26 protein-coding genes are annotated in these 24640 nt (G+C 68.8%); 21 read left to right on the top strand and 5 right to left on the bottom strand.

The annotated features are described in order from the left end of the window. Nucleotides 1-89 precede the first annotated feature (89 nt). The 12 genes from ACYVG2_RS09760 to ACYVG2_RS09705 all read left to right on the top strand — a co-directional run bounded on the left by ACYVG2_RS09760 (nucleotide 90) and on the right by ACYVG2_RS09705 (nucleotide 10711). The gene (locus ACYVG2_RS09760) at nucleotides 90-1079 is read left to right on the top strand and encodes a DNA-directed RNA polymerase subunit alpha (protein ID WP_033106076.1); all 990 of its coding nucleotides are present in this window, start codon (nucleotides 90-92) and stop codon (nucleotides 1077-1079) included. 34 nt (nucleotides 1080-1113) lie between these two features. After that, nucleotides 1114-1827, top strand: a complete 714-nt coding sequence (gene rplQ / locus ACYVG2_RS09755) for a 50S ribosomal protein L17, sunset domain variant (protein WP_460780811.1) — start codon at nucleotides 1114-1116, stop codon at nucleotides 1825-1827. 125 nt (nucleotides 1828-1952) lie between these two features. Beyond that, nucleotides 1953-2768 carry a sulfite exporter TauE/SafE family protein gene (locus tag ACYVG2_RS09750; protein ID WP_448964550.1) on the top strand — a complete coding sequence of 272 codons (816 nt, stop codon included), beginning with the start codon at nucleotides 1953-1955 and terminating at the stop codon, nucleotides 2766-2768. A 93-nt stretch (nucleotides 2769-2861) separates the two neighbouring features. Next, complete coding sequence (locus tag ACYVG2_RS09745; protein WP_460780810.1) at nucleotides 2862-3176, top strand: hypothetical protein; 315 nt, start codon at nucleotides 2862-2864, stop codon at nucleotides 3174-3176. Then, nucleotides 3133-4716, top strand: a complete 1584-nt coding sequence (locus ACYVG2_RS09740) for a sensor histidine kinase (RefSeq protein ID WP_460780809.1) — start codon at nucleotides 3133-3135, stop codon at nucleotides 4714-4716. The genes ACYVG2_RS09745 and ACYVG2_RS09740 overlap by 44 nt, the downstream gene beginning before the upstream one ends. Before the next feature lies 1 nt (nucleotide 4717). Then, nucleotides 4718-5377, top strand: a complete 660-nt coding sequence (locus tag ACYVG2_RS09735; protein ID WP_460780808.1) for a response regulator transcription factor — start codon at nucleotides 4718-4720, stop codon at nucleotides 5375-5377. Continuing rightward, entirely contained in the window at nucleotides 5374-6930 is a 1557-nt protein-coding gene (locus tag ACYVG2_RS09730) for an SLC13 family permease (RefSeq protein ID WP_460780807.1), read from the top strand. Before ACYVG2_RS09735 ends, ACYVG2_RS09730 begins: the two co-directional genes overlap by 4 nt. 96 nt (nucleotides 6931-7026) lie before the next feature. Beyond that, on the top strand, nucleotides 7027-8229 hold the full coding sequence (locus tag ACYVG2_RS09725; protein ID WP_460780806.1) for a glycerate kinase family protein: 1203 nt from the start codon (nucleotides 7027-7029) through the stop codon (nucleotides 8227-8229). A gap of 23 nt (nucleotides 8230-8252) precedes the next feature. Next, nucleotides 8253-8714: an FAS1-like dehydratase domain-containing protein gene (locus tag ACYVG2_RS09720; RefSeq protein ID WP_448964544.1), complete on the top strand. Its 462-nt coding sequence runs from the start codon at nucleotides 8253-8255 to the stop codon at nucleotides 8712-8714. After that, nucleotides 8711-9109 (top strand): MaoC/PaaZ C-terminal domain-containing protein, encoded by a 399-nt coding sequence (locus ACYVG2_RS09715; RefSeq protein ID WP_460780805.1) that lies wholly within the window; start codon nucleotides 8711-8713, stop codon nucleotides 9107-9109. The genes ACYVG2_RS09720 and ACYVG2_RS09715 overlap by 4 nt, the downstream gene beginning before the upstream one ends. Before the next feature lie 10 nt (nucleotides 9110-9119). Next, nucleotides 9120-10265, top strand: a complete 1146-nt coding sequence (locus tag ACYVG2_RS09710; RefSeq protein ID WP_460780804.1) for a UDP-N-acetylmuramate dehydrogenase — start codon at nucleotides 9120-9122, stop codon at nucleotides 10263-10265. Between the two features lie 47 nt (nucleotides 10266-10312). Beyond that, a complete protein-coding gene (locus ACYVG2_RS09705; RefSeq protein WP_460780803.1) occupies nucleotides 10313-10711 on the top strand; it encodes a VOC family protein in 399 nt (132 codons plus the stop codon). Nucleotides 10712-10721: 10 nt separating this feature from the next. Here ACYVG2_RS09705 and ACYVG2_RS09700 read toward each other — a convergent pair whose 3' ends face one another. Both ACYVG2_RS09700 and ACYVG2_RS09695 read right to left on the bottom strand, forming a co-directional pair. Continuing rightward, nucleotides 10722-11921, bottom strand: a complete 1200-nt coding sequence (locus tag ACYVG2_RS09700) for a pyridoxal phosphate-dependent aminotransferase (protein ID WP_460780802.1) — start codon at nucleotides 11919-11921, stop codon at nucleotides 10722-10724. A gap of 44 nt (nucleotides 11922-11965) precedes the next feature. Then, nucleotides 11966-12367 carry a hypothetical protein gene (locus tag ACYVG2_RS09695; protein WP_460780801.1) on the bottom strand — a complete coding sequence of 134 codons (402 nt, stop codon included), beginning with the start codon at nucleotides 12365-12367 and terminating at the stop codon, nucleotides 11966-11968. Nucleotides 12368-12496: 129 nt separating this feature from the next. Between ACYVG2_RS09695 and ACYVG2_RS09690 the strand changes: the two genes are divergently transcribed. Next, nucleotides 12497-14206 carry an acyl-CoA dehydrogenase gene (locus ACYVG2_RS09690; RefSeq protein ID WP_460780800.1) on the top strand — a complete coding sequence of 570 codons (1710 nt, stop codon included), beginning with the start codon at nucleotides 12497-12499 and terminating at the stop codon, nucleotides 14204-14206. A gap of 73 nt (nucleotides 14207-14279) precedes the next feature. On the opposite strand, the gene aceB is transcribed toward ACYVG2_RS09690, so the two are convergent. Then, nucleotides 14280-15935 (bottom strand): malate synthase A, encoded by a 1656-nt coding sequence (aceB, locus tag ACYVG2_RS09685; protein WP_460780799.1) that lies wholly within the window; start codon nucleotides 15933-15935, stop codon nucleotides 14280-14282. A gap of 136 nt (nucleotides 15936-16071) precedes the next feature. Between aceB and ACYVG2_RS09680 the strand changes: the two genes are divergently transcribed. Both ACYVG2_RS09680 and ACYVG2_RS09675 read left to right on the top strand, forming a co-directional pair. Continuing rightward, entirely contained in the window at nucleotides 16072-17523 is a 1452-nt protein-coding gene (locus ACYVG2_RS09680) for a helix-turn-helix domain-containing protein (RefSeq protein ID WP_448964536.1), read from the top strand. Nucleotides 17524-17556: 33 nt separating this feature from the next. Continuing rightward, nucleotides 17557-18390, top strand: coding sequence for a hypothetical protein (locus ACYVG2_RS09675; protein ID WP_460780798.1), 834 nt, complete (start codon nucleotides 17557-17559; stop codon nucleotides 18388-18390). Between the two features lie 19 nt (nucleotides 18391-18409). Here the strand turns inward: ACYVG2_RS09675 and ACYVG2_RS09670 are convergent, their stop codons facing one another. Together ACYVG2_RS09670 and ACYVG2_RS09665 are read right to left on the bottom strand one after the other, a co-directional pair. Beyond that, on the bottom strand, nucleotides 18410-18832 hold the full coding sequence (locus ACYVG2_RS09670) for a GNAT family N-acetyltransferase (protein ID WP_460780797.1): 423 nt from the start codon (nucleotides 18830-18832) through the stop codon (nucleotides 18410-18412). Nucleotides 18833-18860: 28 nt separating this feature from the next. Further along, nucleotides 18861-19520 (bottom strand): amino acid deaminase, encoded by a 660-nt coding sequence (locus ACYVG2_RS09665; protein ID WP_460780796.1) that lies wholly within the window; start codon nucleotides 19518-19520, stop codon nucleotides 18861-18863. Nucleotides 19521-19652: 132 nt separating this feature from the next. On the opposite strand from ACYVG2_RS09665, the gene ACYVG2_RS09660 reads away from it, so the two are divergent. The 6 genes from ACYVG2_RS09660 to ACYVG2_RS09635 are packed head-to-tail and all read left to right on the top strand — an operon-like array spanning nucleotide 19653 to nucleotide 24615. After that, the gene (locus ACYVG2_RS09660) at nucleotides 19653-20336 is read left to right on the top strand and encodes an HAD family hydrolase (protein WP_460780795.1); all 684 of its coding nucleotides are present in this window, start codon (nucleotides 19653-19655) and stop codon (nucleotides 20334-20336) included. Between the two features lie 2 nt (nucleotides 20337-20338). After that, complete coding sequence (locus tag ACYVG2_RS09655; RefSeq protein WP_460780794.1) at nucleotides 20339-21319, top strand: phosphate/phosphite/phosphonate ABC transporter substrate-binding protein; 981 nt, start codon at nucleotides 20339-20341, stop codon at nucleotides 21317-21319. Beyond that, a complete protein-coding gene (gene phnC / locus ACYVG2_RS09650; protein WP_460780793.1) occupies nucleotides 21320-22141 on the top strand; it encodes a phosphonate ABC transporter ATP-binding protein in 822 nt (273 codons plus the stop codon). Continuing rightward, nucleotides 22138-22965, top strand: coding sequence for a phosphonate ABC transporter, permease protein PhnE (phnE, locus tag ACYVG2_RS09645; RefSeq protein ID WP_460780792.1), 828 nt, complete (start codon nucleotides 22138-22140; stop codon nucleotides 22963-22965). Before phnC ends, phnE (ACYVG2_RS09645) begins: the two co-directional genes overlap by 4 nt. Continuing rightward, nucleotides 22962-23771: a phosphonate ABC transporter, permease protein PhnE gene (gene phnE, locus ACYVG2_RS09640; protein ID WP_460780791.1), complete on the top strand. Its 810-nt coding sequence runs from the start codon at nucleotides 22962-22964 to the stop codon at nucleotides 23769-23771. Before phnE (ACYVG2_RS09645) ends, phnE (ACYVG2_RS09640) begins: the two co-directional genes overlap by 4 nt. Next, complete coding sequence (locus ACYVG2_RS09635; RefSeq protein ID WP_460780790.1) at nucleotides 23752-24615, top strand: MurR/RpiR family transcriptional regulator; 864 nt, start codon at nucleotides 23752-23754, stop codon at nucleotides 24613-24615. Before phnE (ACYVG2_RS09640) ends, ACYVG2_RS09635 begins: the two co-directional genes overlap by 20 nt. Nucleotides 24616-24640: the final 25 nt, after the last annotated feature.

Below are 24640 nucleotides of genomic sequence, written 5' to 3'. Positions count from 1 at the left end.
AGCCCGTTCGCGGGCACCTGACTTCAAAAACTCAACACCTCACCCCACCACATGTCATATAGCGGGCATGTGATCGAAAGGAACACAGAGTGCTCATTGCACAGCGTCCCACACTGACCGAGGAAAAGATCGCCGAGGACCGCAGCCGATTCATCATCGAGCCGCTCGAGCCCGGCTTCGGCTACACCATCGGAAACGCACTGCGCCGCAGCCTTCTCTCGTCGATCCCCGGCGCAGCCGTGACCAGCATCCGCCTCGACGGCGTGCTGCACGAGTTCAGCACCATCCCCGGCGTGAAGGAGGATGTCACCGAGATCATCCTCAACATCAAGCAGCTCGTCGTCTCGTCCGAGCGCGACGAGCCGATCACGGCGTACCTGCGCAAGACCGGTGCCGGTGAAGTGACCGCCGCTGACATCTCGGCTCCGGCCGGTGTCGAGGTCCACAACCCCGAGCTCGTCATCGCCACGCTCAACGACACCGCGAAGTTCGAGCTCGAGCTCACGATCGAGCGCGGCCGCGGCTACGTGTCGGCGACCCAGAACCGCAACGAGTACGCCGAGGCCGGGCAGATCCCCGTCGACTCGATCTACTCGCCGGTCCTCAAGGTCAGCTACCGCGTCGAGGCGACTCGCGCCGGTGAGCGCACCGACTTCGACAAGCTGATCCTCGACGTCGAGACGAAGAACAGCATGCTCCCGCGCGACGCCGTCGCATCGGCCGCGAAGACCCTGACCGAGCTGTTCGGTCTGGCCCGCGAGCTGAACGTCGAGGCCGAGGGCATCGAGATCGGCCCGGCACCTGTGGAGCCCGTGCTCTCCAGCGAACTGTCGATGCCGATCGAGGACCTCGACCTTTCGGTCCGTTCGTACAACTGCCTCAAGCGCGAGGGCATCAACACGGTGTCCGAGCTCGTGGCACTGTCCGAGACGCAGCTCATGAACATCCGCAACTTCGGCCAGAAGTCGGTCGACGAGGTGCGCGACAAGCTCATCTCGCTCGGTCTGTCGCTCAAGGATTCGGTGCCCGGTTTCGACGGCGCCCACTTCTACGGCGCAGGCGAAGACGAGTCCTTCTGACCTTCCCGAAATTCTGACCAGGAGTTAGATCAATATGCCTAAGCCCACCAAGGGTCCCCGCCTCGGAGGCGGCCCCGCCCACGAGCGTCTGCTGCTTGCCAACCTCGCCGCTGCGCTCTACACCCACAAGTCGATCAAGACGACCGAGACCAAGGCCAAGCGTCTTCGTCCGCTCGCTGAGCGCCTGATCACGTTCGCCAAGCGCGGCGACCTGCACGCCCGTCGCCGGGTGCTGTCGATCATCGGTGACAAGGAAGTCGTTCACATCCTGTTCTCCGAGATCGCGCCGCAGGTGGCCGACCGCGAGGGTGGCTACACCCGCATCACGAAGGTCGGAAACCGCAAGGGCGACAACGCCCCCATGGCCGTGATCGAGCTCGTCCTCGAGCCCGTCACCCCGAAGAAGAAGGCGACGGCCAAGGCCGCGCCGAAGGCCGAGAAGGCGCCCGAGGCTGAGGAGGCCCCCAAGGCCGATGCAGCTGCCGACGCCGGTGCAGAGTCGCAGGAAGAGGGCGAAGCCGCTGAGTCGGCTGCCGCTGCTGCGCTCGTCGACGGCGGCTTCGGTGCCGACTCCGCCGCTCCGAACGAGGACGGCTCCGCACCTGAGGGCTTCGACATCAAGGGCAACAAGGACTCGATGAAGTTCCACCGTCCCGACGGACAGTGGTACGACGCGACCGTCGCCGAGGTCTGGTTCCGCACCGCCGAGGCCGCTGAGGCCGCTGGGTTCGTCGAGGCCGGCAAGTAATACGCCGCCTCGGAGTTCTTCCGCACAGAAGGCCCGCCATCCCGAACAGGGACGGCGGGCCTTCTCGCGTTGCGGTCGTCGTTGGGTCGGATTCCGGATGCTGCCGGTGCACGCGATAGTCTGACGTGGTGCCCGGAACCTCTGACGAAATCGCCCCGAGGATCCGCGGCCCCCGCGCCTACGCGACGTTCATCCTGATCGGACTGATCGCCGGTCTGCTCTCCGGCCTGTTCGGCGTCGGCGGCGGAACCGTGATCGTCCCGCTGCTCGTGCTGCTGCTCAGCTTCGACCAGCGACTGGCAGCCGGCACCTCGCTCGCCGCGATCGTGCCCACCGCGAGCGTCGGCGTGATCTCGTACGCGACATCAGGATCGGTGGCGTGGGTCCCCGCCCTCATCCTCGCCGCCGGCGCCGTGATCGGTGCGCAGATCGGAACCCGTCTGCTGCCACGGATCTCGCAGAACGCACTGCGCTGGGGCTTCGTCGGCTTCCTCCTGCTGGTGATCGTCAGCCTGTTCCTCGTCATCCCCTCCCGCGCAGCCGTGTTCGAACTCGGCTGGCTCAACGGCGCAGGTCTCGCCGTCGTCGGCGTACTCACCGGGGTCATCGCCGGTCTGATCGGCGTGGGCGGCGGCGTGATCGTCGTACCCGTGCTCATGCTGGTGTTCGGCACGAGCGACCTCGAGGCGAAGGGGACCTCGCTGCTGATGATGATCCCCACCGCGATCTCGGGCACGATCGGCAACCTGCGCCACCGCAACGTCGACCTCCTCGCGGCTGGACTCATCGGCGTCGCGGCGTGCACGACGACCGCGCTCGGCGCCTGGCTCGCGACTCTGATCGACCCCTTCCTCGGCAACATGCTGTTCGCGGCATACCTCCTGGTGATCGCCGTGCAGATGGCCGTCAAGGCGCTCCGCTCGCGAGGCCGCCGCGGGTAGACACGGCCGATCGTCGAACCGCACGCGGTGCAGATGAGGGAATCTTCATCCCCGTCTCATGTCTGCATCACAAACTGACGGCACGATGGAACCATGACGTTCTCACGCCGCATCCTCCTCCCCGGTGCACTGATCGCGCTTCCGGTGATCTTCGCCGTAGGCACAGTCGCCTTCGCGCAGTCACCGGGGACCCCTCAGCTGCCCCAGGGGCCGGTCGTCGTGGAGATGGGGACGCCGAGTCCGACCCCGGCGCCCGTGCAGACCGCGGATCCCGTGATACCTCCCGCGCCGGCCCCTCCGGCACCCGCCCCGCCCGCCCCGGCTCCACCGGCACCGGCACCCGCCCCGCCGGCCGACGATGACCATGACGACGACGATGGAGATGACGATGGCGACGACGATGACTGATGCCATCACCACTCCGATCCCGGTCATCGACGACGAGGCGACGCGGGACGAGGAAGCCCCGACCGAGCGCCGGCCACGCCGCCTTCGTGCGATGCCGGCGCGCTGGCGCATCACCGCGTGGATCATCGCGAGCACGGTGTTCACGCTGCTGGCCGTCGGCCTGATGGGACGCAGCATCTTCCTCTCCAGCGTCGACCAGGACGCGAACGTCGACATCGAGCAGGAGGCCCAGGAGTTCCTGCGGTTCCTGGAGGACTCCTCGACGGACTTCGCTTCCGCGGATGCACTGCTCCAGGAGTACCTCGATCGTCAATCGGTTCACACGAACGAGATCATCCTCGGGGCGGTCGACGGCGTACCGGTCGCGACCGCCAACGGGCTGGTCGAGGGAAGCGATGCGACTCTCGGATTCGCCGGCGGCCAGACCCTCGTGCTCCGGATGCTGGACCTGGAGGAGAACGCAGGAGCGATCACTTCGACCGAGGCAGGCCCGCTGCGATGGGGACGCGTCGACTTCACCGCCGGTGACACGCAGGGCGCACTGCTGGTGCTGCAGTTCACCGAGGCGCCGCGCGCCGCGGTGGATCAGTCGGTCGTCACGCTCGCATGGGTCGCTCTCGCCGGCATCCTGCTCAGCTCCGGCGTCGCGTGGCTGGTCGCCGGCCAGATCCTCGCGCCCATCCGTGCGGTGCACCGCGTCGCGCGGGAGATCAACGAGGACGACCTCACCGCCAGGGTACCGGTGAACGGCACCGACGACATCGCGGCGGTCGCCATCACGTTCAACCAGATGCTCGACCGGCTGGAAGAGGTCTACGCCACTCAGCAGCGCTTCGTCGACGACGCCGGCCACGAGCTGCGCACACCCATCACGATCGTCAGAGGCCATCTCGAGCTGCTCAGTGACGACCCGGAGGAGCGCCGCGAGACGCTTCGCCTGGTCAGCGGCGAACTCGACCGCATGACCCGCATCGTCACCGACCTGCTCGTGCTGGCTCGCGCCCAGCAGCCGGACTTCGTCCGCATCGCCGGATGCGACGCGGCCACCTTGACTCTCGACATCGAGGCGAAGGCGCAGGCACTGGGCGACCGGCGCTGGCAGCTGATGGAGGTCGCCGAGGGGCAGGCCGAATGCGACCCGCAGCGCATCACCCAGGCGGTCCTGCAGCTCTCCGCCAATGCCGTGCAGGTCACCGAGCCCGGTGATCGCATCCGCATCGGGTCCCGTTTCGAGGGCGAGGACGCCCGACGCGTACTGCGGTTGTGGGTGCAGGACGAGGGCCCCGGCGTCGCCGCAGCGGATGCCGCGCGCATCTTCGAGCGCTTCGTCCGCGGTGGTGCCCCCGGTGACACGACAGGACCACGACGCGGTTCCGGGCTCGGTCTCGCCATCGTCCGCGCGATCACCGATGCGCACGGCGGCTCGGCCTGGGTCGACAGCGTGCTCGGCGAGGGCGCCACCTTCGGGGTCGACATCCCGGCGCCGGAATCCGCGGATGCCGCAGCAGACACCGACCTCCTCTCCGGAAAGGGCGCCTGAGATGCGACACATCCTGATCGCCGAAGACGATCCCCACATCACATCCTTCGTGCGCCGTGGGCTGCACGCCGCCGGTTACGAGACCTCGGAGGCCGCGGACGGCGAGACCGCGCTGATCCTCGCCCGCGGCGGATTGTTCGACCTCGTGCTGCTCGACATCGGTCTGCAGGGCATGGACGGCTTCTCCGTCCTCTCGCACCTGCGCGGCGAGGGGATGAACACACCGGTCATCATCCTCACCGCCCGCGACTCCGTGATCGACACCGTGCGCGGCCTCGAGAGCGGCGCGAACGACTACGTCACCAAGCCCTTCCAATTCGCCGAACTGCTCGCACGGGTGAAGCTGCGCATCGGTGACGGCGATCAGAAGAGCACCGGTCCCGTGCTCTCGCACGGCGAGGTCACAGTCGACATCCGATCGCGCCGCGTCACGGTCGGCGACAGCATCGCCGACCTGACCTCTCGTGAGTTCGCGCTGCTGGAGGTCTTCGTGCAGAACGCCGGCCAGGTGCTGTCGCGCGATCAGCTCATCGGCCATGTGTGGGGGATGGACTTCGATCCGGCATCCAATGTCGTCGATGTCTATGTGCGGGCGCTGCGCAACAAGATCGGCGCTGCCCACATCGAGACGGTCCGCGGCGCGGGATACCGATTCCAGTGAACACCGCGCCGATACGCGTCGTCTACGCGACCAGCCCGCCGGAGGCCACCGCCCCGGTGCGATCGCCTCGCCGTCCACGTCCACCGCGGACGGCGTGGACCCGCCAGCGGTTCCTGCGGTTCGCGGGTCTCGCCGCCGTGATCGCCGTCGCAGCCGCCCTCATGCTCGCGGCGATCCTGCGCCCAGCGGCCGGAGAGGGAGCGCCGACGCTTCCCGCCGCGGTGACGATCTCGGTGTTCCTCCTCGCGGTGTGGGCGTGGACGAGTACGACGCTCGATGACACCCTCGTGGCATTCCTCGCCGCGGTCGCCCTCATCGTCACCGGCGTGCTTCCCAGCGCGGCCTTCTTCGCCTCGCTCGGCGACGAGACGATCTGGCTGCTGATCTGCGCGTTCATCATCGCGACCGGCGTCAGCTCGTCAGGACTCGCACTGCGCGGCGCCGCACAGCTGCTGCGTCACGCGCGCTCGCCACGTGCTCTGTTCCACCTCACCACCCTGGCCCTCACGATCACGACGTTCGCGGTGCCCGCGACGTCCGGGCGCGCGGCACTGGCCATCCCGGTGTTCACCGCGCTCGCAACAGCACTGGTCGGCAGGAGCACGCTCACCCGCGCGCTGTCGCTGCTGTTCCCGACCGTCATCCTGCTCTCGGCCGTCGGCTCACTGCTGGGTGCGGGTGCGCACGTGATCACCTCACAGCTGCTCGAGTCGGCCACCGGCGAGGGCATCGGCTTCCTCGCATGGCTGTGGTTCGGGCTGCCGCTGGCCGTCGTCAGCTCCCACGTGGCGTGCGAGATCGTGCTGCTGCGCTTCACGACCCGTGCCGACCGGAGCGTCGGAATCAGCATCACCGTCGCGGACCTGGCCCGGACGGCGCCGACGCCCGTCTCCGGCCCGCTCAGCGCGATCGAGCGCCGAGCGGCGGTGCTGCTGGGCGGAGTGGTGATGATGTGGTGCACCGAATCGCTGCATCACGTGCCGCCCGCGCTGGTCGCGCTTCTCGGCGCCGTGGTCGCGGTGTCCCCGGCGATCGGATGCACCACGCTGCCGGTCGCCGTCAAGAAGGTGCCGTGGAGCCTGCTGCTGTTCCTCGCCGCGACCCTCGCGCTGGCATCCGCCCTCACCGGCACCGGTGCCGCCGCCTGGCTCGGACAGCTGGCGCTCACTCCGATGGCAGCGCTGGGTCCGGCGGCAGCCGTCGCCTTCGTGCTCGTCGTGATCGCCCTGTCGCTGCTCGCGCACCTGATGATCCCCTCGCGCTCGGCGCGCTCCGCCGCGATCATCCCGCTGGTGGTCGTGCTCGCACCTGGCCTGGGCGTCGACCCCGCCGCCGCGGCGTTCGCGTCCACTGCGGCGGCGGGCTTCTGCCACACGCTGCCGAGCTCCGCCAAGCCCGTCGCGATGTTCTCCGACCCTGATCTCGTACCAGGGGGATTCCGCGCGAGAGACCTCAGGTCGCTCTCGGCGATCCTGGCGCCGGCGATGTTCGCGCTCGTCGCCGTGTTCGCCTTCTGGGTCTGGCCCGCGATGGGGATGCCTCTGCTGCTCTGAGTCTCCCGCACGTCCGCATCCGTCCCCTTCATCTCTTTTCGCCACCACCGACGTTCGTCGTACCCGAAACGCGGGTGCGCATCTCGAGGAGGAACCATGTCCATCCACATCCCACAGCGCATTCTCGCCGCTCCCAGCGGGTTCAAGGAGAGCCTCGACGCCGAGGCCGTCGCCCGTGCGATCGCCGCCGGCGTGCGCAGGGTCATTCCCGGAGTGCAGGTCGACGAGTTCCCGATCCCGGACGGCGGGGAGGGCACAGCGGCGGCTCTCGCGGCAGCCACCGGTGGAGAGCTCGTACCTGTGGTCGTGACCGGTCCGGTCGGCGACCCCGTCACCGCGCATTACGCGCTCCTCGGCGGGGCCTCGCGCGGTACGGCCGTCGTCGAGATGGCCGCGGCCGGTGGGCTGCGCCTCGTGCCGCGCGATCGCAGAGACCCGGGCGCGACCAGCACCTTCGGCGTCGGCGAGCTGATCGCCGCGGCGTTGGACGGCGGCGCCGAACGCATCATCGTCGGATGCGGCGACTCGGGCACGAGCGACGGCGGCGCGGGAGCGCTCGAGGCACTCGGTGTGCGGGTCCTCGACGCCGCGGGTGCTGTCCTGCCGCGCGGCGGGAGGCACCTCATCGACGCGGCATCCCTGGACATCACGGGGTTGCATCCTCGAGCAGGTGAGGTCGAGATCGTCCTCGCCTGCAACATCCACAACGTGCTGTGCGGGCCGCGCGGCGTCGCCAGGGTGTTCGGGCCGCAGAAGGGCGCGTCGCCCGACGAGGTCGAGCAGCTCTCCGCGGCGCTCGACGCCTGGGCTGATGTGCTCGAGCGGTGCAGCCCCCACGGAGGTGCGATGGATGTGCGCACCGGGCCAGGCTCCGGTGCGTCAGGCGGTCTGGGAGCCGGTCTGGCCGCCGTTCTCGGGGCGCGACTCGCCCCTCGATTCGAAGTGCTCCTCGACGGCGACCTGCTGCCGTGCTCGCTGGACGATCTGATGGCCAAAGCCGACATGGTCATCACCGCTGAGGGCGCGATCGACTTCCAGACCCCCCGCGGCAAGGTGCCGGCAGAGGTCGCGATGCGTGCGCGGATCGCAGGAGTGCCGGTGCTCGGCATCGCCGGCTCCCTGGGCGAGGGAGCCCCGGCCGTGCACGACATCGGGATCGGTGCGATCGCCTCGATCCTCACCGTGCCGATGCAGCTGGAGCAGGCGGTCGAGCAGGGGGAGGAGCTGCTGCGCGATGCCGCAGAGCGCAGCATGCGCCTCGTGCTGCTCGGCTCGGCGCTCGCGGCCAGGGGCGCCTGAGCTGCGGCCGGTAGGATCGAGGGGTGGCTGTGAACAATGAACTGCTGGGGCGCGAGTTCCCCGCGACCCCGCCCTATCTGGTCGGCCGCGAGAAGGTGCGCGAGTTCGCGCGTGCCGTCTTCGCCGATGCTCCGCTGCACACCGACGTCGACGCCGCGCGCGCACTCGGCTACGCCGACGTGGTGGCTCCGCCGACCTTCGCGATGGTCATCCAGGATCAGACCCTGCAGCAGCTGCTCGCAGAGCCGGACTCCGGAATCGAGCTGGCGCGCACCATCCACGCCGAGCAGCGCTTCGCGTACACGCGGCCGATCGTCGCGGGCGATGAGCTTTCCGGGCGCCTCAAGGTCACCGGCATCCGCATGATGGCCGGCAACGCCATGATCACCAGCGAAGCGGAGATCACGGATGCCGCGGGCGCTCACGTCGTCACGGCGACGAGTGTGCTGCTGGTCGGTTCGGACGAGAGCGAGGACGCAGCGTGAGCTACACCGTCGGAGACGTCATCGCCGAGCGCACCGTCCACTTGACCCGCGAGTCGCTGGTCCGTTACGCGGGGGCCTCAGGAGACTTCAACCCGATCCACTACCGAGATGACGTCGCGGCGTCCGTCGGCCTGCCCGGCGTGCTCGCGCACGGCATGCTGACGATGGGCCTCGCGTCATCCGTGGTCGTGGCGGCACTGGGCGACTCGTCGAAGATCACCGACTACGGCGTCCGGTTCACCCGCCCGGTCGTGGTCGACCCGCAGGTCGGCGCCGACGTGTCGGTGCTCGCCAAGGTCGGGGCGGTCGACGAGCAGTCGGTGCGCATCGACCTCACCGTGAAGCACGTCGACACGACCGTGCTCGTCAAGGCGCAGCTGCGCGTCGCGCTCTGAGTCGTCGACGATGCCCGAGATCACACCGATACCGCTCGCGCAGCTGACGACCCTGCGCACCGGCGCCGCGCCGGAGCGGATGCTGGATGCCGCGACCACGCCCGAACTCATCGAGACGTTGCGGGACACATGGGCTCGCGGCGAGGAATGGTTCGTGCTGGGCGGAGGCTCCAACCTGTTCGCGGGGGACGATCCGTTCTACGGCGTGGTCATCCGGGTGCTGACCTCCGGCATCGAACTGCTCCCGTCTCCCCATCAGGGCAGAGTGCGTGTGCGCGTGCAGGCTGGGCACGACTGGGACGCCCTCGTCGCGTACACGGTCGAGCACGGGCTCGCCGGCATCGAGGCGATGAGCGGCATACCGGGTACGGTCGGCGCCGCGCCGGTGCAGAACGTCGGGGCGTACGGGCAGGAGATCCAGTCGACGCTCGTCGAGGTCGAGCTGATCGACGAGTCCACCGGAGACGTGTCGACGGTGCCGGCATCCGAGCTGGGTCTCGGCTTCCGCACCTCGGTGCTCAAGCACCACCACGGCAGCGTCCCGCTTCGCCGTGCGGTGATCCTCTCCGTCACGCTCGACCTCGCAGAGGTCGGCTCCGCCGGGCGGGTCGTGCGCGGCGAGCAGTTGCGGCGCGCGCTCGGACTGATCGGGGCAGCCGCGGAAGAAGAAGTGCCGCTGTCATGGGTGCGCGAGCAGATCCTGCGGATCCGCGCCGAGAAGGGGATGCTGCTGAATCCCGATGATCCGGACACGGCGAGCGCCGGTTCGTTCTTCCAGAACGCCATCGTGCCGGAATCCGTCGCACTGCAACTGCCGGCGGAGTGCCCCAGATGGCCCGTCGCGCCGGACATGGACGTCGTCACCGTGATCCCACTGGGCGCATACGACGGCTTCATCGCTCCGACCCCGACCGTCCGCAGCGACGTCAAGGTGAGCGCGGCCTGGCTGATCGAGAACGCCGGCATCTCCAAGGGGTTCTCGCTGCCGCGTTCGCGCGCGGGAGTGTCGACCAAGCACGCCCTCGCACTGACGAACAGGGGAGGGGCGACGGCGGAAGAGGTCGCCGAGCTCGCCCGGTTCATCCAGTCGCGGGTGCAGTCCGAGTTCGGTCTGCTGCTGCAGCCGGAGCCGGTGCTGATCGACGTCGAGCTCTAAGAGCGCCGAGCGCCGCGCCGTCGGACCGTCGCGCTACACTCGCCCGCATGAGTGGACTCGTCCCGTACCTGTTCTTCCCCGGCAACGCGCGTGAGGCGCTGAGTTTCTATCACGACGTGTTCGGCGGTGACCTGTCGCTGTTCACCTACGAGCAGTTCAGCCGCACCGACGGACCAGGGGATGCGATCGCGCACGGGATGCTCTCCGGCGTGGTGGAGCTGTTCGGCTCGGACGCCGGCCCCGATCAGGATTCCGTGCACATCGTCGGCGCGACATTCTCGCTCCTCGGCACCGCAGAGCCGGCCGTGCTGCAGCAATGGTTCGCGCAGCTGTCAGAGGGCGGCGCGAACATCGACCCGCTGCAGAAGCGGCCGTGGGGCGACTTCGACGGTCAGGTGACCGATCGCTACGGCATCCGCTGGCTCATCGGCTACCAGGAGGAGTGAGCGCGTCGCGTCACGCGAACAGGCGCTGCAGGCGCTGGATGCCCTCCAGCAACTGGTCATCGCCCAGCGCGTACGACAGACGCAGGTATCCGGACGGGCCGAACGCCTCACCGGGGACGACGGCGACCTCGGCCTGATCCAGGATCATGTCGGCGAGCTCGAGCGACGTCGTCGGGGTCACGCCGCCCCACGTCCGGTTCAACAGCCCCTGCACGTCGGGGTACACGTAGAACGCGCCGAGCGGGTTCGGCACACGCACGCCGTCGATCTTCGAGAGCTCTGCGACGATCAGGCGGCGGCGGCGGTCGAACGCCTCGCGGAAGCGCTCCGACTCGTCCTGCGGGCCGCTGAGCGCGGCGATGGCCCCACGCTGTGCGACGTTGTTCACGTTGCTCGTCAGGTGCGACTGCAGGTTGCCGGCGACCTTGATGGCATCGGACGGTCCCACCATCCAGCCCACTCGCCAACCGGTCATCGCATAGGTCTTGGCGACGCCGTTCACGAGGATCGTCTGCGCCGCGGCATCCGGAACCGCCTCCACGATCGAGGTGGCCTTGACGCCCTCGTAGGTGAGGTTCTGGTAGATCTCATCGGAGATGATCCAGATACCGTGCTCGACGGCCCACTCGCCGATCGCCTTCGTCTCCTCGGCGGTGTAGACGGCACCGGTCGGGTTCGAGGGCGATACGAACACGAGTGCTGTGGTGCGCCCGGTGCGGGCGGCCTCGAGCTGCTCGACGGTGACCTTGTAGTCCTGGTCCGCACCCGCGAAGACCTCGACCGGGGTGCCGTCGGCCAGAGCGATCGCCTCGGGGTACGTCGTCCAGTACGGCGCGGGCAGCAGCACCTCGTCGCCAGGGTTGAGCACGGTCTGGAATGCCTGGTAGACGGATTGCTTGCCGCCGTTCGTGACGATCACCTGGCTCGGCGACACCTCGAGGCCGGAGTCGCGCAGCGTCTTGGCGGCGATGGCCTCGCGCAGTGCCGGCAGCCCAGGGGCAGGCGTGTAACGGTAGTTCGCCGGGTCGGCGAGAGCTTCCGCCGCGGCATCGACGACGAACTGGGGGGTGGCGAAATCGGGCTCACCAGCGGCGTACGAGATGACGGGCTTGCCCTCCGCCTTCAGCGCCTTGGCCTTGGCATCGACCTTGAGTGTCGCGGACTCGGCGATGGCGGACAGTTTGCGGGAGAGAGGTGCGCGTTCGGTCACACCTCAGATGCTACTCGGATGCATCAGACGGTGCAGGGCAGCGATCACAGCAGAGCGGCGAAGAGTACGGTCACGACTGAGGCGACGAACACGACAACGGGGACGGCGATGCACGCGGCGGCCACGCACAGCGCGACCACGGCGGCCATCATGGGCAGTCGCTCCGGGAGCCGGTCGACGGATGGCGACCCCTTCGCCGCCTCGGGCATCGTGCCGACGACGAGCACGGCGACGGCAGCGGCGACGGGCGTCCACCAGAGCGCGTGCACGAGCAGGGCGGAAAACGGTTCGAGTCCGAACGCCCCGTCGGTGAAGAACGTCGAGGGTCGCTCCAGGAAGAGCACGACGTTCGCGATGATGACCACTGCGCAGCCGACGGTGATCACGAGGGAGGCGACGCGCCGGATCCGCGCTTCGAGGCGGCGCCGCGGGGTGAGGGTCGACATGACCGCGAGCGTAGCGAGCATCGCCGCGGTGTCGTCGCCGTTGTCCACAGGCGGCGAGGGGCTTGCTCTAGAGGTGGGACTCAGTCTCAGCTAAGATGAATCGGAGTCTCTCACTGTCAGGAGTCGTCGATGACCGCCAACACCCCGTACATCCCGCCCGTCGCGGACTACGCCTTCCTCTACGGTGAGGCGTTCGGCCGCGACATCGTCGCCGCCGCGTCCGGCGGCGCGCTCACCGCCGCGGATGCCGTCGAGGTCATCGCCGGAGCCGGCGAGTTCGCCGCGGAGGTCCTCGCTCCGCTCGATGCGCCGGGCGACAGGATCGGGGCCCAGCTCCGTGACGGCGACGTGCACCTGCCCGACGGCTTCGCGGAGGCGTATCAGGCGCTCGTCGAGGCCGGCTGGGTCACGGCGACAGCACCGGAGTCGGCCGGCGGCGACGGGCTCCCCGCCTCCGTGGGTGCAGGGCTCGGCGAGATCTGGAACGCCTCGAACGCGGCCTTCGCGCTGTGCTGGATGCTGGGCTCCGGCGCCATCCACGCCCTCGATGCCGCGGCATCCGACGAGCTTCGCGAGACGTACCTGACCAGACTCGTCAGCGGCGAGTGGACCGGCACCATGAACCTCACCGAACCGGATGCCGGCACCGACCTCGGCGCGATCCGCACGACCGCCACCGCGCGCGAGGACGGCTCGTGGTCGATCAGCGGACAGAAGATCTTCATCACCTGGGGCGACCACGACGTCGCCGACAACATCGTGCATCTCGTGCTCGCACGCACTCCCGGCGCCCCGGAGGGCGCGAAGGGGCTCTCGCTGTTCGTGGCCCCGCGCACTCTCGTGAACGCCGACGGATCGCTCGGCGAACGCAACCGCATCGAGACCGTCGCGATCGAGCACAAGCTCGGCATCCACGCGAGCCCGACGTGCGTGCTCTCGTACGAGGACGCCACCGGGTATCTCGTCGGCGACCTGCACGGCGGCCTCGCGGGGATGTTCGTGATGATGAACTCGGCACGCATCGGGATGGGGCACCAGGCCACCGGGATCTCCGACCGCTCGTTCCAAGGGGCCGCATCGTACGCCGCAGGACGGCTGCAGGGACGCGTGCTCGACCGCTCAGCCGGGGCGACGATCGCCGAGCACCCCGACGTGCGTCGCATCCTCCGTTCGATGTCCAGCCAGGTGTTCGCCATGCGCGCGCTGTCGGTGTTCGTCGGCGACCTGTTCGATCGCTCCGAAGCCGACGACGACGTCCTCCGCACGGCAGAGCTGTTCGTCCCCATCCTCAAGGGGTGGGCGAGCGAGGAGGCGCTGCGGGTGACCTCGGACGGCATCCAGGTCTACGGCGGCATGGGGTTCATCGAGGAGACCGGCGCTGCGCAGCACTACCGTGACGCGCGTATCGTGCCGATCTACGAGGGTACGACCGCGATCCAGGCGAACGATCTCATCGGGCGCAAGGTGCTGCGCGATCAGGGCGCGACCGTCGCCGAGCTCTTCGCCGAGATCGAGCAGACCGTCGCTGCGATGCAGGGGTCGCCGCTCGCCGAGCGCCTCAGCCGTGCGCTGGACTCCGCTCGCCGCGCGACCGATGCCGTGCTCGGATTCGCGGATTCCCCGCGCGATGCCTATGCCGTGGGAGTTCCGTATCTCATGCTGCTCGGCACGCTCGCCGGCGGGTGGATGCACGCGCTCGCCGCGGTCGCGGTCGCCGGGCATGAGACGCCGGCGGAGACGGATGTTGCGCGTCTGACGGATGCCGACTTCTACGTCGCTCACCACCTGCCGCGCGTGCACGCGCTCGCAGAGACGGTGATCGCGGGCGAGATCGCCTGATCGCTGCGCCCGGCGGGCACGCCGACGACGAAGGGTCGGATGCCGCAGCATCCGACCCTTCGTGCGTTCGCGCTCAGTCCGTCTCGACCAGGAACTTCGAGTACGCCGAGGTCGTCAGGAACGCGGGGAACTCCGCGCCCAGCGACACCTCGCGGAACAGCGCGGCGGCGTCGTCGAAGCGATCGTCGGCGGAACGAGTGGCCTGGGCCAGCACCTCGGTGATCAGTCCCTCGATGTACTCCGGGGTGATGCGGGTGCCGTCCTCGGTGGAGCGATCCTGGTGGATCCACTGCCACACCTGCGAACGCGAGATCTCCGCCGTCGCCGCATCCTCCATCAGGTTGTCGATCGCGACGGCCCCGAGCCCGCGCAGCCACGCCTCGATGTAGCGGATCGCCACCGAGACGTTCTCCCGCACGCCCTTGCCCGTGATCGGACGGCCGATGCGCAGATCCAGCAGATCCTCCGCGCGCACGCTCACGTCGTCGCGCTGACGCTCGAGCTGGTTCGGACGGCCGTCGAGCACCGCGTCGAACTCCGCCTGAGCCGTCGGGATCAGGTCGGGATGCGCGACCCACGTGCCGTCGAAGCCGTCAGCGGCCTCGCGCTTCTTGTCCGCCGCGACCTTCTCCAGGGCCCTGGAGGTCGCCTCGGGATCGCGTCGGTTGGGGATCGATGCGCTCATGCCGCCGATCGCGAAGGCGCCGCGCTTGTGGCACGTCTTCACGAGCAGCTCGGTGTACGCCCGCATGAACGGCACCGTCATCGTGACCTCGCTGCGATCAGGGAGCACGAAGCGCGCGCCGCGACCGCGGTAGTTCTTGATGATCGAGAAGATGTAGTCCCAGCGCCCGGCGTTCAGGCCTGCACAGTGGTCGCGCAGCTCGAACAGGATCTCCTCCATCTCGAACGCAGCGGGCAGCGTCTCGATGAGCACAGTCGCGCGAATCGTGCCGTGCTCGATACCGACGTAGTCCTCGCTGAACGTGAACACGTCGTCCCAGAGCTTGGCCTCTTCGCTGGACTCCAGCTTCGCGATGTAGAAGTACGGCCCCCGGCCGCCGTCGATCAGGGCCTTCGCGTTGTGCAGGAAGTAGAGGCCGAAGTCGACGAGCGACGCGGATGCCGCCATGCTGCGACCCGTGCGGTCGATGAACGTCAGATGCTTCTCGGTGAGGTGCCAGCCGCGCGGACGCATCACGATCGTCGGCGTCTGCTCGGCGGTGACCTCGTAGGTCTTTCCCGCATCGTTCGTGAAGCTCAGCTCGCCCCGGATGGCGTCGCGCAGCGACAGCTGGCCGCCGATCACGTTCGTCCAGGTGGGGCTCGTGGCATCCTCCTGGTCGGCGAGCCAGACCCGCGCACCGGAGTTGAGCGCGTTGATGGTCATCTTGGCATCGGTCGGGCCGGTGATCTCGACGCGGCGATCCTCGAGGCCGGGGCCGGCACCGGCGACGCGCCAGTCGGCGTCGTCGCGGATGTGGCGGGTGTCGTCGCGGAAGCGGGGGTCGTGTCCGTTGCCGATCTCGAAGCGACGGCGCATGCGATCGGCGAGCCGGTCATGGCGACGGTTCGCGAAGCGGTGGTGCAGCTCGCTGAGAAACGCGACGGCCTCGGGGGTGAGGATCTCGTCGAACCTGTCACGCATCGGACCGGTGATGTGCAAGGCGGGGCCCTGCTGGATCGTCTGCGTCGGAGCAGTGGTCGGCGGAGCGGTGGGAGTGGTCATGGCGATCTCCTTACGGTGTTCCCGGTAGCTGAATCCGAGTGGCTTGACACCACTCTGAGTGAAGTTCGACAACTCCAGCGAACAAATCCCACGTGAAGATTGGTCGAATTTCTGCATTCGTGACAGAATCACCCCCATGAGCACCGTTGACGCTGCAGAAGACACCGACGCCCTCACGATCGGCCGTCGTATCAGGCAGCTCCGCACCGCCCGCGCGATGACCCTGGAGGATCTCGCCGCAGCGGTCGAGCGCGCACCGAGCCAGCTCTCGATGATCGAGACCGGCAAGCGCGAGCCGAAGCTCACGCTGCTGCAGGCGATCGCACGCGCGCTCGGCACCGGCATCGACGCGCTGCTCGAGGGGGAGCCTCTCGACGAGCGCAGCGCGGTGGAGATCGCGCTCGAGCGTGCGATGAAGGGGCAGACGTTCCAGGCGCTCGGCATCGATCCCTTCCGCATCGCGAAGAGCGTGCCGACGGATGCGCTCAAGGCGATGCTCGCCCTGCACGGCGAGATCGATCGGCTCAAGGACGAGCGCGCCGCGACTCCGGAGGAGGCGCGCAGGGCCAACGTCGAGCTGCGGCACCTCATGCGCCGACAGGACAATCACTTCGCGGAACTCGAGACGAAGGCGTCCGAGATCCTGGAGGCGGTCGGGCATCCCGGCGGCCCGCTCACCCAGCGCACGGCATCCGAGATCGCCGCTTACCTCGGGTTCACGCTGCACTACGCGCCCGACCTGCCGCAGACCACGCGCAGCGTCGCCGACCTCGCTAACGGACGGCTGTACCTCTCGAGCAGCGTGCCGGCCAAGGGCGACGCGCGCACGGCAGTGCTGCAGGCGCTGTCGAGCCGGATGCTCGGGCATTCGGAGCCGCGCAGCTATGCGGAGTTCCTGCGGCAGCGGGTAGAGACGAACTACCTCACCGGAGCGCTCCTCATCCCGGAATCGCATGTCGTGCCGGCGCTCAAGGCGGCGAAGTCACGCAGGGCGATCTCGATCGAAGACCTGCGAGACGCCTACTCGGTGTCGTACGAGACCGCAGCGCACCGCTTCACGAATCTCGCGACGAGACACCTCGACATCCCGGTGCACTTCCTCAAGGTGCACGAGTCCGGCACGATCACGAAGGCGTACGAGAACGACGACGTCAACTTCCCCACGGATCGGCTCGGCGCGATCGAAGGCCAGATGTGCTGCCGCCGCTGGACCAGCCGGGTCGTGTTCGACGAGGACGACCGGTTCAACCCGTATTACCAGTACACCGACACCGGCAACGGCACCTACTGGTGCACGGCGCGCGTGGAGGCGTCCAGCGAGGGCCTGCACTCGGTGAGCGTCGGCGTGCGCTTCGACGACACGAAGTGGTTCGTCGGGCGCGACACCCCGAATCGCGGCGTCTCGAAGCACTCGGTCGAAGCGTGCTGCCGACGGGCCCCGGCCGAGCTCGAGGAGCGCTGGCGGGAACAGGCGTGGCCGAACGTGAAGACGCCTCGGACGCTGCTGGCGACTCTGCCCACAGGCGCCTTCCCCGGTGTCGACACGACCGATGTCTACGAGTTCCTGGAGGCGCACGCGCCGCGCTAACCTTGCGAAGACGTGACTTCGGGAGGGGATGCCATGTCTGAAGCGGCCACGCAGTCGGAGGACGGGCGTCTGTGGAAGCACGAGTTCCGCTCGCTCGTCAGCGGAGTGAATCTCATCGTGCTCATCGTGGCGATCGCCGCAGGCGTGTGGGGGTCGTTCGACTCCATGACGGATGCCGACGGGGACCGATTCTGGGGGAACCTCACCGTCGCGGCTCCCGGCATCTACGCCGGCTGGTGCATGCTCGAGATCGCATGGGCGCGGTTGGCGCACATCGGCACCGTGCTGCTGCGCCTCGTCTCCTCGTGCATCATCGCCCCCGCGTTCGTCGCGGTGCCGGTCGCGCTCGTCCAGGCCGCAGCGGTCGCGTTCCCGGGCGTACGGCAGGGCATCGCCGACGCAGAAGCGGCGAACGGCGGCTTCCACTACTGGTGGAGCGAAGGACTGGCGAGCCAGTTGTTCCTCGTGCCGTTGGGCGGGTACGTCATCGGCATGTGCATCCCGCTCGGCGTGGCGCTCATCATCACCCTGCCCGTGATCTCGATCAGAGCGCCCCACATCGCCGGCGCCGGATCGCACCTCGAGCAGGTCGGCGCGGTGCAGCGGAATTCCACGACGGCCTTCGTGTTCTGCGGACTCGGCGCCACAGTGCTCGGCATCACCCTGTGGGTGTTCGGAGACGGCGGCAGCCTCGCGGAGTTCCCCGAGGATCTCGGCCGGCTCCTGCAGGCGACGTCCTACGGCTACTTCCACTGGGATGACGCCGTGTGGCTGTTCGGCGTCGTCTTCGTCGTGCTCGGTGTGGCGCTGATGGGGTGGGGCTGCGCCCGCGTGCTGTTCGCGCGCGGCCGCGCCGCACGCGGCTGAGAGAGACGGCCTCGCGCACTCACCGCGGGCGGTGCATGAAGACGTCGACATCGTCCTCGGCGACGGATGCGAACCCGTGCCGCTCGTACAGGTGCCTGGCGCGGCTGCCCTGGAGCACGTTCAGACGGAAAGGCCCTGGCCCGGTCAGCACGGATCGGAGCACGCTGCCGCCGATTCCTCGGCCCTGAAGGGACGGGTCCAGATAGAAGTGCTCGATCCAATCGCCGTCTTCGGCGGGACGGACAGCGATCGATCCGGCATCCGCGCCCTCGACCACGATGACCCGCGTGAGTGGCGCGTCGAACGCCGTCACGAAGCGTTCGCGGACCCGCACCGGGTCGAAGCGGCCGAGCCGTTCGAGATCGTTCCGCAGGACGACGGCTCGCAATTCGGCGATCCACTGCGCGTCGTCGAGGCGGCTCGGGCGCAGGGAGAAAGGCACCCGTCAAGATTACGCACGCCGCGCGGGTTCACGCGGCGTTCCAGCGCAGACGTGATTCGGCATCGAAGTCCTCGACGACCGAGGCGATGTCGGACACGGGGAACGTCGTGACCAGCAGCGGTTGCGTTCCGGTTTCGGAGGCGACGGCGTAGGCGAGTGCGCCGGCGCCGTCAGCCGCAGTGAACGCCACGCGGGTCTCGCGGCCGTCGACGACGACAGAGCGTGAGAGGGCGGGTGCGGACAGCAGAGCGGACGCCGCGTCCGAAGCGCGCGTCAGCAGAGTCCGCCCACCCGCCCACGGCACGAACGCATCATCGGCCAACCCGTACGCGCTGGCGAGGTCCGCGCCCAGCCAACGCTCCCGCTTCAGGCCGTACGGAGTCCTCACTCGCGAGAGCAGGTAGCCGTAGCAGTGCAGCACGCCGGCATTGCCGACGGGCCACGCGGCCTCGACTCCGGCGAGATCGTGCAGGTGCGCGAACAGGGCGCGGCCGATCACGGGCTTGCCGACGTTCTCGTCGATCGCGCTGGAGCGTCCCCACGCATCGAAGCGCGCTGCTGCACGATCGTCCGCGATGCTCGCCGTCAGCCATTCGAGCACGCCGACCGCGGCGGCGGCATCCGCAGGGGATTCGCGTGCCCCGCGTGCGGAGGCGGCTTCCAGGAAGTGCACGGCGAGTTCTGTCACGGCCACAACACTAGGCGCCATCGGGGCCTGATCCGGTTCGGACTGTTCACATCCTGTTCACGCGCTGTGGTCGCATCGTCCACCCGGGATGGTGACACTGGACGAAGCGTCCAAACCATCCGAAAGCACCCTGTGACCGACACTCCCATCATCATCTTCGACTTCGACGGCACGATCGCACTCGGCGACGGCCCCGTGCTCGCCTACGCGCAGCAGGTGGCTGCCGAGCTGGGATCACCGGAAGGATTCGTCGACGGCATCCGTGCGCTCCTCACCGCAGGTGGTGAAGGTGCACTCGACGGCTACGACGCCGTGCGACGAGCCGCCGAGAGCGCAGGAGCGGATGCCGGGCTCCTCAGCCGCGCGTATCTGGCGAGCCGCGGTCAGCTCGGGAGCGCCGACGCTCCGATCGCCGCTCCCGCGGGTCTCGCGCAGTTCCTGGCCGAAGCCGATGCCCATCGAATCCTCGTCACGAACGCGCCGGACGTGCGACTGGCGGAGGCGCTCGTCGCGCTGGGATTGGACGGGCTCTTCGACCGGATCGTGACGAGTGCGGGAAAGCCCGCAGGCATCGAGCACATCCTCGACGAGTTCCCCGTCGGCGTCCGCGTGCTGAGCATCGGCGACATCTGGCACAACGACCTCGCACCTGCGCACCGCCGCGGCCACGCCACGGCACTGGTCGGCGACTTCTCCGACCCCGACGCCGAACCCACGTTCCGCGCAGCCACGCTCACAGCGCTGCTCCCGCAGCTGCGCGAATGGCTCACCGACTCAGCCCTCCCTCTCCCCACCACCACTCTCACCGAAGGATGATCATGCGCACCTCCACCCTGCGTCACACGGCGACCGCCCTCGTCGCCGCCGGCGCTCTGCTCGCTCTTGCCGGTTGCTCCAGCGCGAACGCCGAGGGAGACGCGGCCGCCCCGGCTGCAGACCCCGACTCGCTCGTGCTGGCGCTGGTCCCGTCTCAGGACCAGGACGGGCTCGTCGACACCGCCGCCCCGCTGACCGACCACCTCACCGAGGAGCTCGGCATCGAGGTCACCGGTGTCGTCTCGAAGGACTATCAGGCCGCCGTCGAGGCGATGGGCGCCGGACAGGCGCAGATCGGCTTCCTGCCGTCGCTGCAGCTGTGGCAGGCCAATGACATGTATGACGCATCCGTGGTGCTGCAGACCGAGCGCAACGGCAACATCACCTACCCCGCCCAGTTCATGACGAACAACCCCGACAAGTACTGCGACGACGAGCCGGTCGAGCGTGACGGGATGCTCTTCTGCAACGGCGCCGACGCCATGGCCGGGCCAGCGGGACTCGACAGCATCGAGAAGGTCAAGGGCGCGAACGTCGCACTGCTCGGCCCCGGATCACCGGCGGGTTACATCTACCCGGTCCTCGCACTGCAGGAGGCGGGCCTGGACACCGATACCGACATCAACCAGATCCCTGTCACGGCGAACGACGCGTCGGTGCTCGCGGTCTACAACGGCGACGCCGAGGTCGGCTTCAGCTTCTGGGACGCCCGCTCGATCGTCGTCAAGGACACCCCGGACGTCGGCCAGAAGGTCGTGGTGTTCGCGCTGACGGAAGAGATCCCCAACGACGGCGTCGCGCTCTCGTCCGACCTGTCGCCCGAGCTGCAGGAGCGCATCACCACCGCGCTCGCCGACTTCTCGGACACCGAGGAGGGCTCGAAGATCCTCGAGAGCGTGTACTCCATCACGAAGCTCGCGCCGGCGAATCCGGAATCGCTCGACGTGGTCGCCCGTGCCGCTGAAGCCCTGGGGCTGCAGTAAGTGCCCGACCAGCATGAGAGCGTGGACGTCGCGGCTCCGGCTGCGGCGTCCACGCCGTGGTCCATCCGCCTCGACGACGTCACGGTGCGCTATCCGAACGGCACGGTCGGCCTCAACCGCGTCTCGCTCGACATCCCCGCAGGGTCCATGATCGCTGTCGTCGGACTCTCCGGTTCGGGAAAGTCCACGCTGATCCGCACGATCAACGGCCTCGTCCCCGTCACGAGCGGCGCGTTGGATGTGGGGGAGCACCGCGTCAGCGGTGCGAGACCGCGCGCTCTGCGGCGTCTGCGCGGCGACATCGGCATGGTCTTCCAGGGGTTCAACCTCGCCGGCCGTGCCGACGTGCTGCACAACGTCCTGGTCGGCCGGCTCGCGCACACGCCGCTGTGGCGCACGCTGCTCGGCCTGTACCCCGAGAGTGACAAGCAGCTCGCGTATCGCGCGCTCGACAGCGTGGGCATCCTGTCGAAGCTCTACCAGCGCGCCTCGAACCTCTCCGGCGGGCAGCAGCAGCGCGTGGCGATCGCCCGTGCGCTCGCGCAGGAGCCGCGCATCGTGCTCGCCGATGAGCCGGTCGCCAGCCTCGACCCGCCGACCGCGCACGGCGTGATGGCCGATCTCCGACGGATCAATCGCGATCTCGGCATCACCGTGATCGTCAACCTGCATCTGCTGGATCTCGCCCGCGAGTACGGCGTGCGCATGATCGGCATGCGCGCCGGCGAGGTCGTGTACGACGGCGACGCGGCCGGTGCGACGGATGCCGACTTCGAGGCGATCTACGGCCGTTCGATCAGTCCGGAGGACCGGCTCTCATGAGCGTCGCCACGACGGCGCACTCGAAGGCCGCGGCGCCGCTCGAACTGCCGGACAGACCGCGCGGGAGGTGGAGGGCCCCGGCCATCGCGCTGGCGATCGTGGCGATCACCGTCGTGATGTGCATGCCCGGCATCGGCATCGATGTCGACTTCTCCGCGATCGCGCGGAATTGGCGCAACGGCGCAGGCAAGGTGCTGCAGCTGCTCGTGCCGGACTGGACCTTCTTCCCCCGCACCATCGCGCCTCTCGTCGAGACGCTGCAGATGGCGGTGATCGCCACCGCCGTGGGCGCCCTGATCTCGCTGCCGCTGAGCTTCTGGGCCGCGCGCAGCACCAACCCGAGCGCGTTCTGGCGCGTCCTCGTCCGCGGCATCCTGAACGTGATCCGCAGCGTTCCCGATCTGCTCTACGCGGCCGTGCTCGTCGCGATGGTCGGCGTCGGAGCGCTTCCCGGCATCCTCGCCCTGCTGCTGTTCAACGTCGGCATCATCGTCAAACTCGTCTCCGAGGCGATCGACACGAACGAGGCGGGTCCGCTCGAAGCCGGTCGCGCCGTGGGAGCCACCCAGGCGAAGATCAACCGCACGCTCGCGCTGCCTGACGCATGGCCGGCCTTCGCGAACCAGACGCTGTACGTGTTCGAGCTCAATGTGCGCGCGTCGAGCGTGCTCGGCCTCGTCGGCGCCGGCGGCATGGGACTGCTGATCGATTCCGTGCGCACGTTCTACCGCTACGACCAGCTGTCGCTGATCATCCTGGAGATCCTCATCGTGGTGGTCGTCATCGACGTCGCCAGCTCCGCGATCCGACGGAGGCTGGTGTGAGCGCGCTCGTCGTTCCTGATCGGCCGCGCAGGCCGTGGCTCATCGCCGGCGGGGTCGCGGTCACCGCGATCGTCGTGCTGGCGTTCTGGTCGATCGACATCAACTGGTCCCGGCTCGTCGACCTGCCCGCCGAGATCGTGCGCTACCTCTTCCTGATGTTCGGCTCGCCGAACTGGGAGAAGCTGCCGGAGGCACTGTGGCAGACCTGGCGCAGCGTGGAGATGGCGTGGGTCGGAACGGTGCTCGGTGTTCTCCTCGCCACACCGCTGAGCCTGTTCGCCGCTCGCGGGTTCGGCCCCGCGTGGCTGCGCGCTCTCCTCCGCGGCCTGTTCTCGCTGATCCGCGCCGTGCCCGAGATCATCATCGCGATCGTGATCCTCTCCGTCACCGGGCTCACACCCTTCACCGGGGCTCTCGCCCTCGCGATCAACGGCATCGGCACGCTCGGAAAGTGGGGGTACGAGGCGGTCGAGGGCGTCGCGCCGGGGCCGATCGAAGCGGCCCGTGCCGCGGGCGGCGGTACATCGCAGGTGCTGCGGTGGGGCGTCTGGCCGCAGGCCGCCCCGACGTTCTGGTCGTTCTGGCTGTACCGCTTCGAGATCAACGTCCGCTCCTCCGCAGTGCTGGGGCTGATCGGCGTCGGCGGCATCGGCGACATGCTCACCTCGTACACGCAGTACCGTGAGTGGTCGACGGTGGGTGTGCTGCTCATCGTCGTCGTCATCGTCACGATGCTCATCGACTGGGCGTCAGGAGCTGTCCGTCGTCGGATCATGGAGGGAGCCCGTGCCCGTGTTCTCGTCTAGCACGCCGCCCACCGTGCGCATCGCGAGCGTCGGCAACGCGCTTGGCCCGAGCGAGCGGCGGGTGGCCGAGCTGATCTCGACTCAGCCGGAGGCCGTCGTCGAATGGACGGCGCAGGAGCTCGCCGATCGGGCAGGCGTGGGGCGCGCGACCGTCGTGCGCGCATGCCAGAGCTTCGGCTATCGCGGCTACCCCCAGTTGCGCGTCGCGCTGGCTGCCGAGCTCGGTCAGTCGGCGGATGCCGTCGCCGACCACGGCCCGGGTGTCCTGGGCCGCATGCGCGGCGAGATCGACAGGGTCGCGGCATCGCTGCCCGCCCTGGCGAGCCTGCTCGACGCCGACGTCGTCGCCGAGGCCGTGCGCCTCGCATCGACCGCCGGAAGGCTGCTGGTGCTCGCCAACGGACTCTCCTCACCCATCGCGAACGATCTGGCCATGCGGCTGACCGCGTCGGGGCGGCCTGCCGAGTTCATCGCCGATGCGATCGCCCAGCAGATCGCGGCACGACATCTCACCGCCGACGACGTGTGCCTGATCGTGAGCGGCTCGGGTGCGAACGAGGCCACCCTGCGTGTGGCGGCCGCCGCCACGAGGGGAGGGGGCAAGGTGATCGCGCTGACGTCATTCGCGGCATCCGCCCTCACCGGACTCGCCGACCTGTCGCTCGTGATCACGCCCAGCGGTGTCAGTTTCCGCGATGAGCTCGAGCACACCTCCAGGGTCGCGTACCTCGTGTTCGCCGAGGTGTTCGCCGCCGCGATCGCGGCAGAGCGCGGCGCAGGTGCGCGCGAGGCTCGTGCGCATGCGATGGAGATCGTCTCGGACAACCTCGGCGAGGGCGCGTGATTCGCGCACCGCACGGGTGATCCAC

Source organism: Microbacterium shaanxiense (assembly GCF_054779995.1).
Note: the sequence above shows the minus strand (reverse complement) of the source record. Positions and strands in the feature narration are given on the sequence as shown.